Annotated in this window: 13 protein-coding genes and 4 tRNA genes; 7 read left to right on the top strand and 10 right to left on the bottom strand. The window is 62.2% G+C overall.

The annotated features are described in order from the left end of the window. The first annotated feature begins 109 nt into the window (after positions 1-109). The 7 genes from PCO31110_RS08610 to PCO31110_RS08580 all read left to right on the top strand — a co-directional run bounded on the left by PCO31110_RS08610 (position 110) and on the right by PCO31110_RS08580 (position 5,259). Positions 110-1,384 (top strand): branched-chain amino acid ABC transporter substrate-binding protein, encoded by a 1,275-nt coding sequence (locus PCO31110_RS08610; protein ID WP_051126346.1) that lies wholly within the window; start codon positions 110-112, stop codon positions 1,382-1,384. Between the two features lie 294 nt (positions 1,385-1,678). Next, positions 1,679-1,948, top strand: a complete 270-nt coding sequence (gene rpsO / locus PCO31110_RS08605) for a 30S ribosomal protein S15 (protein WP_010806083.1) — start codon at positions 1,679-1,681, stop codon at positions 1,946-1,948. A gap of 303 nt (positions 1,949-2,251) precedes the next feature. Beyond that, positions 2,252-4,408, top strand: coding sequence for a polyribonucleotide nucleotidyltransferase (pnp, locus tag PCO31110_RS08600; RefSeq protein ID WP_150690167.1), 2,157 nt, complete (start codon positions 2,252-2,254; stop codon positions 4,406-4,408). Positions 4,409-4,592: 184 nt separating this feature from the next. Then, positions 4,593-4,668 (top strand) — tRNA-Ala (locus PCO31110_RS08595). Between the two features lie 164 nt (positions 4,669-4,832). Continuing rightward, positions 4,833-4,908 (top strand) — tRNA-Glu (locus PCO31110_RS08590). A 98-nt stretch (positions 4,909-5,006) separates the two neighbouring features. Beyond that, positions 5,007-5,083 (top strand) — tRNA-Asp (locus PCO31110_RS08585). A gap of 99 nt (positions 5,084-5,182) precedes the next feature. Further along, positions 5,183-5,259: transfer RNA gene (locus PCO31110_RS08580), tRNA-Asp, on the top strand. A gap of 240 nt (positions 5,260-5,499) precedes the next feature. Here the strand turns inward: PCO31110_RS08580 and gudD are convergent. The 10 genes from gudD to PCO31110_RS08530 all read right to left on the bottom strand — a co-directional run bounded on the left by gudD (position 5,500) and on the right by PCO31110_RS08530 (position 17,145). Continuing rightward, on the bottom strand, positions 5,500-6,828 hold the full coding sequence (gudD, locus tag PCO31110_RS08575; protein WP_150690166.1) for a glucarate dehydratase: 1,329 nt from the start codon (positions 6,826-6,828) through the stop codon (positions 5,500-5,502). A gap of 233 nt (positions 6,829-7,061) precedes the next feature. Next, positions 7,062-8,414, bottom strand: coding sequence for an MATE family efflux transporter (locus PCO31110_RS08570; protein ID WP_150690165.1), 1,353 nt, complete (start codon positions 8,412-8,414; stop codon positions 7,062-7,064). A 12-nt stretch (positions 8,415-8,426) separates the two neighbouring features. Next, positions 8,427-10,157 carry an ArnT family glycosyltransferase gene (locus tag PCO31110_RS08565; protein ID WP_150690164.1) on the bottom strand — a complete coding sequence of 577 codons (1,731 nt, stop codon included), beginning with the start codon at positions 10,155-10,157 and terminating at the stop codon, positions 8,427-8,429. A 307-nt stretch (positions 10,158-10,464) separates the two neighbouring features. Then, positions 10,465-10,731, bottom strand: coding sequence for a type B 50S ribosomal protein L31 (locus PCO31110_RS08560; protein WP_010806078.1), 267 nt, complete (start codon positions 10,729-10,731; stop codon positions 10,465-10,467). A gap of 185 nt (positions 10,732-10,916) precedes the next feature. After that, positions 10,917-11,768 (bottom strand): M90 family metallopeptidase, encoded by an 852-nt coding sequence (locus tag PCO31110_RS08555; protein WP_051126344.1) that lies wholly within the window; start codon positions 11,766-11,768, stop codon positions 10,917-10,919. Between the two features lie 75 nt (positions 11,769-11,843). Then, positions 11,844-13,421 (bottom strand): MFS transporter, encoded by a 1,578-nt coding sequence (locus PCO31110_RS08550; RefSeq protein ID WP_150690163.1) that lies wholly within the window; start codon positions 13,419-13,421, stop codon positions 11,844-11,846. Between the two features lie 39 nt (positions 13,422-13,460). Beyond that, complete coding sequence (locus PCO31110_RS08545; RefSeq protein WP_150690162.1) at positions 13,461-13,982, bottom strand: MerR family transcriptional regulator; 522 nt, start codon at positions 13,980-13,982, stop codon at positions 13,461-13,463. 201 nt (positions 13,983-14,183) lie between these two features. Further along, positions 14,184-14,564 carry a hypothetical protein gene (locus PCO31110_RS08540; RefSeq protein ID WP_150690161.1) on the bottom strand — a complete coding sequence of 127 codons (381 nt, stop codon included), beginning with the start codon at positions 14,562-14,564 and terminating at the stop codon, positions 14,184-14,186. Between the two features lie 631 nt (positions 14,565-15,195). Then, entirely contained in the window at positions 15,196-16,617 is a 1,422-nt protein-coding gene (locus tag PCO31110_RS08535; protein WP_010806073.1) for an FAD-binding oxidoreductase, read from the bottom strand. A gap of 69 nt (positions 16,618-16,686) precedes the next feature. After that, on the bottom strand, positions 16,687-17,145 hold the full coding sequence (locus tag PCO31110_RS08530) for a DUF2069 domain-containing protein (protein WP_010806072.1): 459 nt from the start codon (positions 17,143-17,145) through the stop codon (positions 16,687-16,689). Positions 17,146-17,158: the final 13 nt, after the last annotated feature.

Genomic DNA, 17,158 nt, shown 5'->3' with positions numbered 1-17,158 from the left:
GGCGGCATGCCGATAGCATACCGCTGTGCGCCGCATCGTGGGGCGTCTCGGCTTGCCGCATGGGGGCCGGGACGTTATGATTCGCGCCGAGACAGTCAATGGGGCCTCGATGAAAGTTCAAGTCTTGCTGGTGCGCTCGTGCGCGGTTTTGTGCGCTGTCGGCCTGTTGGCAGCGGCCAGTCTTGTGCACGCGGCGCCGCCGATCCGCCTTGCGCTCATCGAAGGGATGAGCGGGCCTTTCGGCAACGCTGGCGCCATGGTCGAGCGCAATCTGCGCTTTGCGATCGATCGCGTGAACGCACGTGGCGGGGTGAAGTTGCGCGATGGCGCGCATCCGCTGGAGTTGACGGTGTTCGACAGCAAGGGGGCCGTGGAAGAGAGTCTGGTGCAGCTCAAGGCCGCAGGCGATCTTGGTATTCCGTTCGTCTTGCAGGGCAATAGTTCGGCGGTCGCATCGGCGTTGATCGACGCGGTCAACAAGCGAAACGCCCGCGAGCCGGGACAGCGCATGCTGTTCTTCAATTACTCGGCCGTCGATACGGCACTCACCAACGAGCAGTGCAGCTTCTGGCATTTCGCGTTCGACGCCAATGCCGCCATGCGCATGCAGGCCCTGACCGAAGCGATCAAAGACGACGCGAGCATTCAGAAGGTCTATCTGCTGAATCAGGATTACAGCTTTGGCCGGCAGGTCGCCGGGCTTTCCCGTCAGATGATCGGCGCGAAACGTCCGGACGTGCAGATTGTGGGCGAGCAGTTCAGCCCGGTTGGGCGCGTGAAGGATTTCACGCCCTATCTCGCGCGAATTCGCGCCGCAGGCGCCGACACGGTCGTGACGGGGAGCTGGGGCAACGATCTGACGCTGCTCGTCAAGGCCGCGCGCGAGCAGGGGATGGAACTCAAGTTCTATACGTTCTACGGCAATGCGCTTGGCGCGCCGGCGGCGTTGGGCGAGGCGGGCGTGGGGCGGGTGTATGCCGTGGCCGAATGGCATCCGAACGTAGGTGGCGAGGCGTCGGACGCGTTCTACAAGGCGTTTCGCGCGCGCTATCCCGAGGCGCGCGACGACTATGCGCTACTGCGCATGAGCGTGATGATCGACATGATTGCCGCTGCACTGGAGCAAGCGGGAACGACCGATGTGACGATGGTGGCGCGTGCGCTCGAGAATCGCCGGGTTCGCGAGGCGCCGGCGGACGCCTGGATGCGCCCGAACGATCACCAGATGATCGAACCGCTGTATGTCTCCGTCATGCGCCGTGCGGGAGAGCCTGGTGTGAAGTTCGACAACGAAGGTTCGGGCTTCGGGTTCAAGACGGTAATGGAGTTGCCCGCGAGCAAGGTGTCGCTGCCCAGTACCTGCCGGATGGCTCGCCAGCGCTGATACGGCAGCGAGGAGGAAGGTGTTGGAGGGCGCCTACGTTGATTTGTCGCAATTTTTAGGATAATCGGCCAGGATTTTTGCGATTATTCAGGGAATGTCCCGGTTTTCGACGCCCGAATCCGGCGGTCAGGCCCGTCCGAAGCGGCGAGACGTGGAAAAATGTGGCGTCTGGATACCAACTCCCGTATAATCGCGCACTTGCAGTTTTGTTTATGCGTGGCAATGCCGCGCATGTTTTTGTAAGTTCACGGCACGGCCTTTCTTCCGTGACCGCATGTCTCCAAAGGAAATGAAATGACTGTTGAAACCACCAAGAAGTCGGACGTCGTGGCGCAATTCGCCCGGGCCGCCAATGACACCGGATCGCCCGAAGTGCAAGTTGCGCTGCTGACCACGCGCATCAACGAACTGACGCCGCACTTCAAGGCACACATGAAGGATCACCACAGCCGCCGCGGTCTGCTGCGCATGGTGAGCCGCCGCCGCAAGCTGCTCGATTACCTGAAGGGCAAGGATGCGGACCGCTACCGCGCCCTGATCGAGAAGCTGGGCCTGCGTAAGTAAGCGATTACGATTACGACGAGATGCCTGTATCAGCGTGCTGATGCAGGCATTTTGTTTTTGGGCACTGCCTGACGGATGTCATGAGGACGTCTTTCAGGCCGTCAACCCGGCAGTTGTGCCGGGTGCTCGGTTTACGGGGCCTCGTCGGCAAGCAGGGCTTGTGTCATTCCAGGGTCGCCTCTGACACGCACGGCAACGCGCCGAGCAACGCTGGAATGGCATAACACTCCCCCCTGTAAGGCGTCGGGATCACCCCGGCAGCGATATCGCGCCGCTGCTGCATTCGCGCGATTCGATATAGGAGTGCAAATGTTCAATAAAGTCGTGAAGTCTTTCCAATGGGGACAAAACACGGTTCGCATGGAGACCGGTGAGATTGCCCGTCAGGCATCCGGCGCTGTGCTCGTCGATATGGACGATACCGTCGTGCTCGCCACGGTTGTTGGTGCCAAGAAGGCCAAGGCAGGTCAGGATTTCTTTCCGCTGACCGTCGACTATCTGGAAAAGACTTACGCCGCCGGCAAGATCCCGGGTGGCTTCTTCAAGCGTGAAGGCCGTCCGTCGGAGAACGAAACGCTGACGTCGCGCCTGATCGACCGTCCGATTCGCCCGCTCTTCCCGGAAGGCTTCTACAACGAAGTCCAGGTCGTGGTGCAGGTTGTCTCGCTGAACCCGGAAGTGCCGGCCGATATTCCGGCCCTGATTGGTGCTTCGGCCGCGCTGGCCATCTCGGGTCTGCCGTTCAACGGCCCGGTCGGTGCTGCACGCGTTGCCTACGTCGACAGCCAGTACGTGCTCAACCCGTCGCGTGAGCAGATCGCCAAGTCGAAGCTCGACCTGGTTGTCGCCGGTACGGAACAAGCCGTGCTGATGGTCGAGTCGGAAGCACAGGAACTGCCGGAAGACGTGATGCTGGGCGCTGTGGTGTTCGGTCACGAGCAAATGCAAACGGCCATCAACGCCATTCACGACCTCGTGCGTGACGGCGGCAAGGCCGAGTGGGATTGGGCCCCGGCGGCCAAGAACGACGCACTGATCGCACAAGTGACCGAGCTGGCCGAAGGCCCGCTGCGCGCCGCTTACCAGACGCGTGAAAAGCAAGCGCGTACGCAGCAACTGCGTGCCGTGAGCAGCGACGTCATCGCCAAGCTGGGCGAAGCCGCCACCGCCAAGGGCGAAGCGGCTCCGGACGATATCGAAGTCGGCAACATGCTGTTCGATCTGGAAGCCAAGATCGTGCGTAGCCAGATTCTCGCAGGCGAGCCGCGTATCGACGGCCGCGACACGCGCACGGTGCGCCCGATCTCGATTCGCACCGGCGTGCTGCCGCGTGCTCACGGTTCGGCGCTGTTCACGCGCGGCGAAACGCAGGCACTCGTGGTGGCCACGTTGGGCACCAAGAGCGACGAGCAGATCATCGACGCGCTGCAAGGCGAGTACCGCGATCGCTTCATGCTTCACTACAACTTCCCGCCGTTCTCGACGGGTGAAACGGGTCGCGTGGGTTCGCCCAAGCGTCGCGAAATCGGTCACGGCCGTCTGGCCAAGCGCGCGCTCGTGGCGTGCCTGCCGGGGGCAGACGATTTTGGCTACACCGTGCGTGTCGTGTCGGAAATCACCGAGTCGAACGGTTCGTCCTCGATGGCATCGGTGTGCGGCGGTAGTCTCGCCATGATGGACGCGGGTGTGCCGCTGACCTCGCCGGTTGCCGGTATCGCTATGGGCCTGATCCTCGACGGCAACAAGTTCGCCGTGCTGACCGACATTCTCGGCGACGAAGATCACCTGGGCGATATGGACTTCAAGGTGGCCGGTACGTCGAATGGCGTGACCGCGCTGCAGATGGACATCAAGATCCAGGGCATCACGAAGGAAATCATGCAGGTCGCCCTGGCACAAGCCAAGGAAGGCCGTTTGCATATCCTCGCCAAGATGACGGAAGCCCAGTCGGGCGTGCGTACGGAGCTGTCGGAATTCGCGCCGCGCATGGTCACCATCAAGATCAACCCGGAAAAGATCCGTGACGTGATCGGTAAGGGTGGTTCGGTGATCCGCGCGCTCACGGAAGAAACCGGCACGAGCATCGATATCTCGGACGACGGCGTGGTGACGATCGCCAGCCCGAGCGCTGAAGGTATTGCCGAAGCGAAGCGTCGCATCGAGTTGATTACGGTGGAAGTCGAAGTCGGTCAGGTGTACGACGGTACCGTGCTGAAGCTGCTCGAGTTCGGTGCGATCGTTTCGGTGCTGCCGGGCAAGGATGGTCTGCTGCACATCTCTGAAATCGCCAACGAGCGCATCAAGGACATCAACGAGTACCTGAAGGAAGGTCAGTTGGTGCGCGTGAAGGTGATTCAGCAGGACGACAAGGGCCGTCTGCGCCTGTCGCACAAGGCACTCACCGACGAAGAAAAGCAGGGTGGCCCGGTGCTGGTCAAGCGCGAAGGCGAAGCCCAGTAATCGGGTATGGGTACGATGCCCGGCGGCGTGTCTTGTGCACGCCGCTAAGCAAAGGAAAAACGGCGGCTCTCTGGAGGCGCCGTTTTTTTATTCATCGCACGGATTTGCAAAATAATGCGGAAAAAATGCGAGAAGGGTATTTACAGGAAATGGGTTTGTCATTAGAATCTCATTTCTCTGTTCGGGGGGTATAGCTCAGCTGGGAGAGCGCTTGCATGGCATGCAAGAGGTCAGCGGTTCGATCCCGCTTACCTCCACCACGGATTCAGAAGCTTGAGTTTCAAGTTGCGTCGGACGAGCAAGATTCTTGCAAAAACGCCGCAAAAAACTTGAAAATAAAGCTTCACAAGCGAAGAAATGTTGTTTAGAATAGCGTTCTTCGCGAATTGCAGTAAAGCGAAACAGACAAAGTTTTGACGATTTTGTCCCCTTCGTCTAGAGGCCTAGGACATCACCCTTTCACGGTGAGTACAGGGGTTCGAATCCCCTAGGGGACGCCAGAATTGGTGCCGGTAGCGAGTCGGTGTCAGTTTGAAAATGCCAAGCAGTTGGTGGCGTAAAGCCCGCTGAAAGTCAGGCGGGTTTTTTTGTCGGTTTTGGAGCGGTAGTTCAGTTGGTTAGAATACCGGCCTGTCACGCCGGGGGTCGCGGGTTCGAGCCCCGTCCGCTCCGCCAAAACCTACGAAGTTCGGGAGTCTGCGCGTGAAAACGCGGCGATGCCGAACAATAAGCAGGAAAGCAAAGTGAGTGACATCACGATGCTGTAGCAAGTTTGGAGCGGTAGTTCAGTTGGTTAGAATACCGGCCTGTCACGCCGGGGGTCGCGGGTTCGAGCCCCGTCCGCTCCGCCAAACGAAGAAAGCCCAGGCTGATGCCTGGGCTTTTTTTATCTCTCGATGCGCCTGTTTCGAAGCCTCGCAGCGAGGTATTCCGGAGCGCGCCGATGTGTGATCTTCCCCGGTAATGTTGTCTTCGCAATGCATGCGGGTTTTTTGCGTTGTTTTGAAAAAATCCGCAATTCAGGCGCATTGTCGTGTATCGACGACAGGGTGAGGTGGACTTTCAGGCCGCGACACCCTGACGCCATTCGGTCAGCGCACGAGGCAGGGCTGCTTCGGATCGAATTTCCAGTTAGGAACGAGATACTGCATGGCGACGCTGTCGTCGCGCGCACCGAGGCCGTGCTCGAGGTACAGGGCGTGGGCGGCTTCCACTGCATCCATATCGAGTGTGACCCCGAGACCCGGCGCAGTCGGCACTTGAACGTTGCCGCCGACGATTTGCAGCGGGTGCTTCGTGAGGTGCTGACCGTCTTGCCAGATCCAGTGCGTGTCGATGGCGGTGATCTTGCCGGGGGCGGCTGCCGCGACATGTGTGAACATCGCGAGCGAGACGTCAAAGTGATTGTTCGAGTGCGATCCCCATGTCAGGCCCCAGTCGTGACACATCTGCGCGACGCGCACCGCCCCCTGCATCGTCCAGAAGTGCGGGTCGGCCAACGGAATGTCCACAGACTGCAACTGAATCGCGTGGCCCATCTGACGCCAGTCCGTTGCAATCATGTTGGTCGCCGTCGGCAAGCCCGTTGCGCGACGGAATTCCGCCATGACTTCGCGACCGGAATAGCCATTCTCGGCGCCACATGGATCTTCGGCGTACGCGAGCACGTCGTGCTTGTCGCGGCATAGGCGCACCGCTTCGGCCAGCGACCACGCGCCATTCGGATCGAGCGTCACACGTGCCTGCGGGAAGCGCCTGGCGAGCGCGGTGACCGCTTCGATTTCCGCGTCGCCATCGAGCACGCCGCCCTTGAGTTTGAAGTCCTGGAAGCCATAGCGAGCGTGAGCGGCCTCTGCGAGACGTACGACTGCCTCGGGCGTCATGGCGACTTCCGTTCGCACGCGTTCCCAGTCGTCGCGCGCGGCGCGATTATCGGCGTAGGGGAGGTCGGTGGCGCATCGATCGCCGATGAAGAACAGATAGCCCAGCATGGCGACTTCGCTGCGCTGCTGTCCTTCACCCAGCAGTGCGGCCACCGGCACCTCAAGGTGTTGGCCCAGCAGGTCGAGCAGCGCTGCTTCGAGCGCCGTTACGGCGTGGATCGTCGTGCGCAGGTCGAACGTCTGCAAGCCGCGCCCACCTGAATCGCGATCGGCGAAGACGCGACGTGTCTGACCAAGCATCGCCTGAATGTTCGCGACCGACTGACCGACCACATAGGGACGTGCGTCTTCGAGCGTTTGGCGGATAGCTTCGCCGCCGGGTACCTCACCCACACCGGTGTGACCGGCACTGTCCTGAAGCAGGATCAGGTTGCGCGTGAAGAAGGGGCCGTGTGCGCCGCTCAGGTTCAGCAGCATGCTGTCGCGGCCGGCGACGGGGACGACGCGCAGATCGGTGACGATGGGGGTTCGGCTCATGGCGGGTAGACGTTGATCAGACCAAAGGGAATGGAGCGTTGCGACGTACGATCTTGTTGTATGTCGTCAGACAACATTCTATGGAAAGTTGACCGGAATGCCTTTGCGGGTTTACCCGTTTTCGCCATGATGGCTGGAATTGGCCGGTCGGAATACGGAATGCTGCCGGAATTTTCGTTCGCGACAATCATTGCCATGTTGTCGTACAACGAATGGATTCGCCGGCTACGGCGTCATTGGACTTTGACCCGGACCACCCAATGCAGATAGAGAAGCAAGCCTACAGCGGCGATGGCGATACTTGCGGTGTTGGCGAACCAGAAGCCCGCCGCGCCATACAGCCACTCGGGCGTAAGACCGCCGACGTCGAAGCCCAACACATATCCACCCCCCAGGCCAACGCCCCAGAGCGATACGGCGTAGATGAGGGTCGGGATGACTGCCACCTTCCACGCGCGCAGCACGAAGACGGCATTCACTTGCAGGGCGTCGAATACGTGGTAGAGCGCGACGATGGCCAGCAAGGGCGTGGCGACCACCGCGACCTGCGGATCGGACGTATAGGCTGCGAGAATCAGCGGGCGGCAGAACCACATGAGGGCAGCCAGTATCAGGCCCAACGTGCCGGCAAACTCCACACCCCGGCGTCCGATCAGGCGTGCCAGCGGGAAGTCGCGCGAACCGATGGCCTGCGCGGTGAGCGTCGCCGTCGCAATGGCAATCGACATGGGCAGCATGTACATGAGGGCGCCGAGGTTTGCGGCGATCTGATGGCCGGCCAGCGTTACGTCGCCCAGTCGGGCAATGAAGATCGCCATGAACGAGTACGCCGTCACTTCGATCAGATAGCTCAACCCCATCGGCACACCCAGCTTGAGCAGTGCGCGAATGGCCTGCCAGTGCGGCCAGCAGAAGCGGGCGAAGATGCCGAACTCGCGTAGCTTCGCGTGACGCGCCATCAGCGTGAGCCCCAGTGCGCAAGACACCCAGTTGATGGCGGTCGTGGCGATGGCGCAGCCGGTGCTGCCGAGGGCTGGAATGCCGAGTCGCTCGACGCCGTATATCAGCACAAGATTTAGCGGCACTTTCAGCACCAGCCCCGTCACCTGAATAATCATGACGATGCGAGGCTGTGCCACGGCCGTGGACAGCGAGGAATACACGCGAAAGAGCAGGGCGGCGGGCAGCCCGAACGCGAGAATCTGAAGATAGGCGCTCGCGCGGGCTTCGAGTTCGGGTGTCGCTTCGGAGAGTTGCAGAATGAACTGCGGATGCGACAACAACAGAAAGCCCGGTGCCGAGAGGAACAGGGCGAGCCAAAACGCCTGCCGGACTTCCTCGCCAATGGCTTCACGCTCCCCTGCACCGAAGAGTTGCGCGGCAATCGGAGACAGGGCGACGAGAATGCCCATCAGGCCGACATACACGGTGATGTAGATCGACCCGCCGAGCGCGAGCGATGCGAGATCGAACGCCGATGCACGACCGACCATGGCCGTGTCCATCACCCCGAAGGCGATGACGGCCAACTGGCCGATCAGAACTGGCCAGGCCAGCCCGGCAATGCGCTTGACGTCATGCCACATGGCGCTATGTGATTAGCGCGGACGTGTGGCGCGGCGCCACGGACGCTCTTGCAAAACGTAGAGGCGGAAACGCTCGTCGCGGTCGGCCGCGCGGCGGCCTTCCCAGAGTTGACGCCATTCATACGGCGCGAGCGACAGCGGTTCGCTGTAATCCTGGGAGTCCTGGCGCAGCAGCACATCGCAATCGTCGTTGGCCGAGCCGAAGCGCATCTTGCCGAAGTAGGCGAACGAGGCGAGCTGAGCGTCGCCGACGCGCGCGGTGCGAATGCAGGTGTAATCCGCCGGCAGATGCGCGGCGATTTGTGCTGCCACGTCGCGGTACGTTCTGCCATAGTTCACGACGGGCAGCCACAGCGTCATGAGCAGCACCCACATGAGCGTGGTTCCCCCCGACGAGAGCACCACGCTGCGCCACAGTACTTTCGGGCTACGCGATACGCGCCATGCCACCAGCGCTACCCAGGCACCCGTCACGAGCAGAGCGCTAAACAACGTGATCCAACTGAATTCGGGTTGGAAGCCGGGAACTAGGCGTCGAAGGTTGCGCGCCGTGGATGCCGGAAACCCCGTGATACCTGCGAGCCAGACGATCCAGACGAAGCCGGCCAGCACGGTGAACGACAGCACGGCGAACCAGTCGATGGCGTTGACCGTGCCCCGCTTGAGTGTGGGCAGGCCGAACGCGGCGATGATCGACAGAGGAGGCAGGGCGAGCATGAAGAGCTGGTTGCCCTGATGAGCCTGGAGCACGATCAGCACGAGAATCGCGATCGTGAAGGCCAGTGCGATCGCGATGTGCGGTGCGCGTCGCAGACCGCGCCACGAGTGCAGCGACCACGCAGCGAGCGGCCATGCGGGCCAGGCGAACAACGCGAGGTTCTTGGCGATATAGCTAAGCGAGTGGAGTGTCGGGCCACTGAACGCGTCTACGCCGATATCCGCCCACTCGCCGAGCCAGGGGCGGGCGCCGTCGGCAAATTTGAGTGCGGCGAGCGGCCACGTGCACGCGACGAGTAGCGTTATCGGCGTGGAGACCAGTAGCAGCATGCGCAGGGGCAGGGCGCGACACACCAAGGCGGTGGCAACGCCAGCGATCCAGAGCGAGAGCGTCATCAGCGGCGACGACGCGAGCGCCATGCCGCCCAGCGCGAGACCGAACCACACGGCGCCCTGGCGCGGCTTGTCGAGGCTGCGTACGAGGCCGTAGATGGCCATCGAGATGAGCGTGAGCTGACCCACTGCCGACGTCGTTTCGTGCCCGCGCTCAGTCAGCCCGAAGCAGGCGAGCAGAATCAGCAGTGCGCCGTCGGCGAGGGTGCGGCCGTAGTCGCGCGGCTCGGGTTCGCCGCCGAACGCGTATTTAAAGGGTTGCACTTCCGGGCGGCGACCGAGCAGGTAGGTGCCGTACCAGATGAACGTGCAGGTCATGTAGAAGCAGAGGCCGGTGACGATGCGCGCGGCATCGGGCGCGTCAAGCCATGAGAAAGTGCGAATGGCGAGCGCACCGAGCCACGAGACGAGCGGGCCGCTGTCGTAGATGGGTTTCCCGGCGATATTCGGCAGCAACCAGTCGGACAACTGACCGTGCGCCATCGTCCACATGACGCCGAAACCGGCGGCGTCTTCGTTCTTCCACGGGTCGCGACCGAACAACCCCGCCAGCACATAGATGACACAAATGGCGATCAGCAGCGAACGCGGTAGCGCACTGGTGGCAGAGGCGGTAATGCGAACTCGTTTCATAGGCCGGACGACAGAGCCGGCACAGCGGCCGGATCGGGAAGACTTAGGGGGCGAGCCGGAACTGGCTCGGGGATGAAATCTGGGGTGAAGCTCGGAGTTACGCTACAGGAGCACTCGGGGACACCGCAAAAGCCGACAGTATGACAGTAACCGGTGCCGCGGCGCAGGCCAGACCCAACAAAAAAGGGCAGCCTGAGCTGCCCCTTTCCGATGCTTTTCACAACGCTGGGGTGTTGCCCCTGATGTGCTGGCCCGCCAGTGCTTGCCGGGCCCCGCATCGCGTCGTCTGGCGCGTCGCCGATGAAACTCAGGCGATCTTGCCGCCGGCGCGGTTGCCGAACTTCTGGCGGAACTTGTCGACACGGCCGGCCGTGTCCATGATGCGCTGTTCGCCGGTGTAGAAGTTGTGCGAAGCCGACGACGTTTCGATCTTCACGAGCGGGTAGGTCTTGCCATCCTTCTCGGCGGTTTCCTTGGTGTGGATCGTCGAGCGGGTGATGAATTCGAAGTCGACGCCGGGCGTCATGTCGCGGAACAGGACTTCGCGGTAATCCGGGTGGATGCCTTCTTTCATGATGTACCTTGGGTTAAGTCGGTAGCCAGTCTGCGCGGGAGGACGTTGCCTGGGTTGATTGCCCCAGGAGGCGTCCCGTTGGCCCGCTAACGCCGTCACTGTCATGCGACTGGGAAGGCGTCAACCACTTTCCGGGTGAGTAAAACGCGCATTATGCCATGAAAACAGTGACTTTCGCAAAGTTTTCATGGGGTTGCGGCTGGCGCGGGCGACATGCCGGCAATGGCTTCGCCGCCGCTGCCGGGTGCCGCCGCCGGATCTTGCAGGAAATAACGCGAAAACAGCGTATACAGGGCCGGATATTCGTCGCGGAAAGCCTCCGGGGCGACGAAGAAGGCCTCGGCGCAAACGGCGAAGAATTCCGATTCGTGCTCGGTGGCATACGGGTCGAGAAGCGAGGTCGAGGCGAAGGCGTCCCAGCGATCGTCGGGAACGTTGGCCACATGGTGACAGAACTCCTCATAGGCAGGGTCGAAGACATTGCACCAGACTTCCGGTGTCAGGTCGCCATGCAGGCGCCGCAGCATCGGCGGCACGCCGTCCGCATCGCCGGCTTCCATATCGATTTTGTGAACGAACTCATGGATCACGACGTTGTACGCCAGCACGTCGCGCGCCTGAACATCTTGCCACGACAGGACCACGGGGCCGCCCTCCCATGCTTCGCCGCTCGCTTCCTGTTCGACGTCGTGCACGACCCCCGCTTCGTCCTGCACGGTCTTGCGAATGAGGAATTCGCCCGGATACAGCACGATGCCGGTCCACCCGCGATACAACGCACTCGGGAGATTGAGAATCGGCAGGCACGCTTGCGCCGCAACCGATACGCACATCGCTTCGGTCAGCGGCAGATCATGCGCAGTCGAAAAGTGCTTGCTGGCCAGAAAGTCGGTTGCGAGTTCGCGGAGCTTGCCTAGTTCGGCCGGGCTGCGACGCGCGAGGAACGGTAGTGCATTCACGACCTCGAGCCAGAGGGCGTCGTCGATGGCCGTGCGCGCGGGAGAACGCCGGAGGCGGGCAAGCAGGGTCTTGAGCATGACGAAAGTGGCCGGAAATTTGACGCCGCAGCGACGGATCGCGCGGTGCATTCGTGCATCAATGGCGCATCGATTCTAATTTAGCCGCTTTTGAATTGCCGCAAAGATTGCACCGCACAGCGCAACGATGGCGACGAAGTGAAAGTCGTCGATAAGCGACAGGAACGACGCTTGTCGCTGAATCATTTGGGCAATCTGGGCGAGTGCGGCCCCATGTGCCTGCGAGGCGGCTACGCCGGCGTGGGTGAACGCATTGGCAAGCGAGTCGAGCGTCTGAGTGAAGACCGGATTGAACGGATTGGCCATTTCCGTCAGGCGAGTGCGATGCAGCGCTTCCCGATGCTGGTCGAACGCCACGATGGTCGACACGGCGAACGAGCCGGAAAGCTGACGCAGAATGTTCTTCAACCGGTAGCCGTGCGCGAAGCTCTCGTGATCGAAGGTGCGAAAGGTCAGGTTGGCCACCGGCAGCACGGTGAAGATGCCAAACACGGCCTTGAGCGCGAGTACGCCATAGAGTTGTGACTGACCGGCATCGGGCGGCATGGCGCCGAGCCACAGGTTGGTGGCGATCGTCATCGCGAAACCACTCACGATCAACAACTTCTTGTGCGTGATGAATTTGGCGACGTGGAAGTACGCCAGCAGCAGAAATACGGTGAGCAGCGCGGAGTCACCGAGCAATTGGCCGGTGCGCTCGACCGTGAAGCCGAGCCCTTGCTCGAGCATGTGCGGCATCAGATAGCTTTGCGTGTTTGCCAGATAGTAGTAGGCCACGTACAACACCAGTCCGACCTGAAACTCACGCCGGCGCAACGATTGCAGGCGGATGAGCGGTTCCGGATGTTGCCACTGGTGATAGCCGAACCACACGAGGGCGCCCACGCCTGCGACCGTCAACAGTGGCAGCCAAGGTGTTTGCAGCCACTGCGAGTAGCGCATCTCCTGGAGCACGACCTGAAACGCACCCATGGCGAGTGCGAAGGCCATGAACGGTGCAAACGGGTAATTGCCGCCAGTGACGCGATCGCGCAGGCGGCCCACGTCGGGTACGGAGAGCCACGTAAGCCCCGCGAGCAGCACGGCGGGCGGTGCGGTGCACAGGAACAGCGTGCGCCAGGTGTAATCGGAGACGAGCAGTCCGCCGACGAGCGGCGCGGCGGCCGAGCCGGTGAACAGCAGCAGGGCGAACGTTTGCACAGTCTTGCCGCGGTGTTCCGTCGGCATGCTCACTTGCGCGAGAATGCGGCAGGAACTCATCCAGCTTCCCGCGCAAAAGCCCTGACACGCCCGGGCGATCACGAGCTGCGTCACGCTTTCGCTCGTTCCCGCGAGGATGGCGCCGCAAGCATAGAGCAGCAACGACGCCGTCAGATACCGGCGATAGCCGATGCGCTCGACGAACCACTGCTGTTTGAGGATGGCGAGGACCGATGCAATGCCATAGGCGGTCGTCATCCACACGAATTCTTTGGGCGAGGCGTCGACGCCGCCCGCAACGTAGACGGCAAAATACACCAGCAGCGCGTTCTCGAAGAACTCCAGCCCCGGGATCAGGCCGAGGGCGTAGCGGTAGGCCTCGATGCGCATCGGCCGCAGCGGGTTGGATGGCGGCGAGGCAGCGGAACCGGTCGGCGGGGCGGCAGATGTCATGACGAGCGACGGGGGCGATGTGCGTCGGCGGGCGAGGTGTCAGGCAGACGAATGCTTGCGGATTCGCGCGGCGCGCTCCGCCAGCAGTTCGTCCGCAGACACGCCGCTAAGGCGCTGCTCGATGTATTGCAGGTCGTGCGCGATCTGTGCTTCGAGCTTTTCCGCTTCGCGCAATTCGCGGCGCACTTGCGCCGTGCGTTCGCGTAACGTGCCGAGCTGCGAGTGAAGGGCGTCACGAACGACTTGCAGATCTTCCTCGTTCATGCGCGATTTGCCCGATTCGACCAGACGCATCGGGCGCTTGAGCATCTCAGTGATCGCGGCGATCGAGAAGCCGAGCGAGCGCATGCGCAGAATTCGCCCGAACGTTGCGAGATCCGCCTGGGTGTACATGCGGTAGCGTCCGCCGCTGCGTGCCGGCACAACGAGATTGAGTTCCTCGTAATATTTCAGCGTGCGCGCCGTCACGCCAAGCGCGGCGGCGGCCTGACCGACGGTCAGCAGATGCGTGTCGTCTGACGGTGTTTCCGTCGATGACTGGGGCGCGAGATCTGTGGGCATGGGCTTGCCTCCGATCGGAAGATGAACGGAATGCTAGCACAACCTGTACGTGAACGTATAGGTGTGAGTCAGCGTCGCCACAAAGCCGCTTGTTGCGGGGGACGGAAATGCATCGGCCCGGCCGGCGCTGACGCGTGAACGTCTTTGCCGGCCGGGCCGAAATCTGTAGCGGTTCGGTTTGAGCGACAGAACTGCGGAGCGTTAGCGTGTCGCCATATTCGGCGCAGTCTCCCAGCGAATGGCGCGCACGCCCGGCGTATCGCCAAGCGTCGAGACAAGGTGAACGAGCGCCGCGCGGCGGCTGCGCTCGCAACGCAGCACATAGTCGAGTTCCAACAGATAGCCTCCCGAGCGTTCGAGGCGGGACGTCGTCTCCGGTGTGATTTTCTGGGCGCGAAGGGCGTGGCGCACCTTGGCGTCGATGGTGTCTGCCTTCGACGCGAGCGTGAGCACGACAAGCCGGTATTGCGGCGACGCGAGTCCGTTAGCCTTCGTGACGAGGGCGTTCGATGCGCTCGAGGCGGGCGTTAGCCGGGCACGGGCGCGATCGAACAGTGTAGGGATAAGCATGTGCAGCGTCATGGTGTCCTCCTGAATCAAGGGCCTGAGACGGTGGATGCCGGGGCTTGGCGATGCATTGCAATGCGCGCAGACCTCGCGGTCCGTCAGGACGCACGAAGCGCGCGGCGCGCACGACCATGCATGAATTCGACGCAAGCGTCGGCAGGCTTTGCACGCTGTTGGCTGCCGGTGAATCGACGCGGAGCCAAACAGATGTGCCAAACGTGCCATGTTCAGGATGTGCGAACACATCCATCCATCGCTGAACTGCGGTCAGGGGTGCGGAAAACGGGATCGTCTCGTGAGGTCGCCGGTGGCTGCGAGGCCATCGGGAATCGATGCGATCAATGCACTACCGCTGCGGCATAAAGACCGGCAGCGGCAGTCGGTGACGACTGCGGGTTACCGGGCTAACGCCTCGCCGGGCATTGCCGACGCTTGCGTGCTACTAGAGCAACTGCCCACGGAAAACTCCGTCGTAATTGGAAAGATGACAGTTTAGTGATTTGAGGCGCATCTGTAAAGAAAGTGACGGGATTTCGCGGCGTTTTGTCGAGAAATTGACGATATTTCTTCCGATTTTGATATTTTTTTGTGATTTTTCGGTAATTGTCGCCTCGCGCCAGCGAGCGAGGACGGCAACCGACGGTATTCAGTCGGGCAGCACCTTGCCCGGATTCATCAGTCCGAGCGGGTCGAAGGCGGTTTTGAGCGTACGCATCAATGCCAGTTCGATGGGGGACTTGTACTTTGCCGAGGCGTCGCGCTTGAGTTGTCCGAGGCCATGCTCTGCGCTGATGCTGCCGTGATGGGCATGCACGCTGTCGTGAACTGCTGCAGTCACGGCCGACTGGTATTGACCAAGGAACGCAGCGGGATCGATGTCTTCGGGCGCCATCACGTTGTAATGCAGATTTCCGTCGCCCAGATGGCCGAAGGTGACCATGCGCGCGCCGGGTGCAAGGCGTTGAACGAGTGGATCGGTGGCGTCGAGAAATGCGGGCACCTGAGACACCGGCACAGCGATGTCGTGCTTGATGTTGAGCCCGGTCGCCGACTGGGCGAGCGGAATGCTCTCTCTCAGGTGCCAGAGCGCGTTCGATTGAGCGAGGCTGTTCGCGACGATGGCGTCTCGAACGATGCCCTGGTCGACGGCGGCGCTGAGCAAGCGCTCGAGCAAATCGCGGGCATGGGCCTCGCTCTCGTTGTCGGAGAGTTCGAGCAGCACGGCTTGTGTATAGCGATGCGTGAACGGGTAGCGTTGCTGCGGGAAGACCTGGGCCACGAGCCGGAGGCAAAAGTCCGACATCAACTCGAAGCCCGTGAGCAATGGGCCTGCCATGCGTTGCGCCAGATTGAGCAGCGCCAGGGCCTGCGCCGGGCTGTCCAGCGCGGCGAGCGCCGTCATACGAGCGGCGGGTTGCGCGAAGAGCTTGAGCGTTGCCGCCGTAATCAGCCCGAGTGTGCCCTCCGCGCCGATGAACAGGTCGCGAAGGTCGTATCCGGTGTTGTCTTTCCGCAGCCCGCGAAGACCGTCCCAAAGCTCACCTTGTGGTGTAACCACTTCCAGGCCGAGGCACAGTTCGCGTGCGTTGCCGTAGCGCAAGACGGCGGTGCCGCCCGCATTCGTCGCAAGATTGCCGCCGATAGTGCAACTTCCTTCTGCCGCGAGGCTCAACGGGAAAAGCCGCTGCGCCGCCGCTGCTGCCGCCTGCACGTTGGCGAGGAGGCAGCCCGCTTCGGCGGTCAAAGTCATGTTATCGGCGTCCACCTGCCGGATGCGGTCGAGACGGCGCAGACTGATGACCACCTGGCGCCCGCTCGCGTCGGGGGTCGCGCCGCCGGCGAGGCCTGTATTGCCGCCTTGCGGCACCATCGGCACGCCGTGCGCGACGCACAGACGCACGAGTGCGGCGACCTGCGCGGCATCGGCAGGGCGCAGCACAGCCAGTGCATGCCCTGTATAGCGTTTGCGTTGATCGACGAGGTAGGCGTCGGTGTCGGCGCTCTCGAGCAGAACGTGGTCGCGGCCCAGCAGGTCGCGGCATGCGGTGAGGAAGGGGGCGTTAATCATGGCTGAGGGGCTTCGCACCAATCATGCGGTTTGCGATATTGCACCGCGTGGCGCCGGTGAGGCGCAGGGCTATCGTGCTGCCGCGGCACGGGCTTTCGCCGCCCGTTTGAAGGGCCGCAGATAAAAGATCGTCGAGAAGAAAAATACGGCGGACAGTGCCGTTTCGATCCATGCGAGCGAGGCCGACGGACCCGTATCCGTCATGCCGCGCACCACGCCTTCCGCGAGAAACAGCAGGATGAACATGCTCGACCACTGCAGCGTATACAGGTTGCCGCGCAATACGCCGCGTAGCGGCAACAGCAGAAGCAGCGCTTTGAGGACCAGCCAGGAGCCGCCAGGACGCAGCGGCGCGAGCCACAATTCCCACGCAACCGACAGCGCGATCAACGCCAGCAGACTTGCAATGCTCAGTCGACGCAGCCCCTGCGCGGCGTGTGGCGCGGCAGGCCTGGCGAGCGTCTGGGGCGGCGCGCTCGTGTTGCGGGCGTTGGCGCCTGGGGGCAGGTCGGGCGGAGTGGCAGTCATGGGCTTGTCTCGT

The sequence above is a fragment of the Pandoraea communis genome (assembly GCF_902459745.1).
GTDB lineage: Bacteria > Pseudomonadota > Gammaproteobacteria > Burkholderiales > Burkholderiaceae > Pandoraea > Pandoraea communis.
Note: the sequence above shows the minus strand (reverse complement) of the source record. Positions and strands in the feature narration are given on the sequence as shown.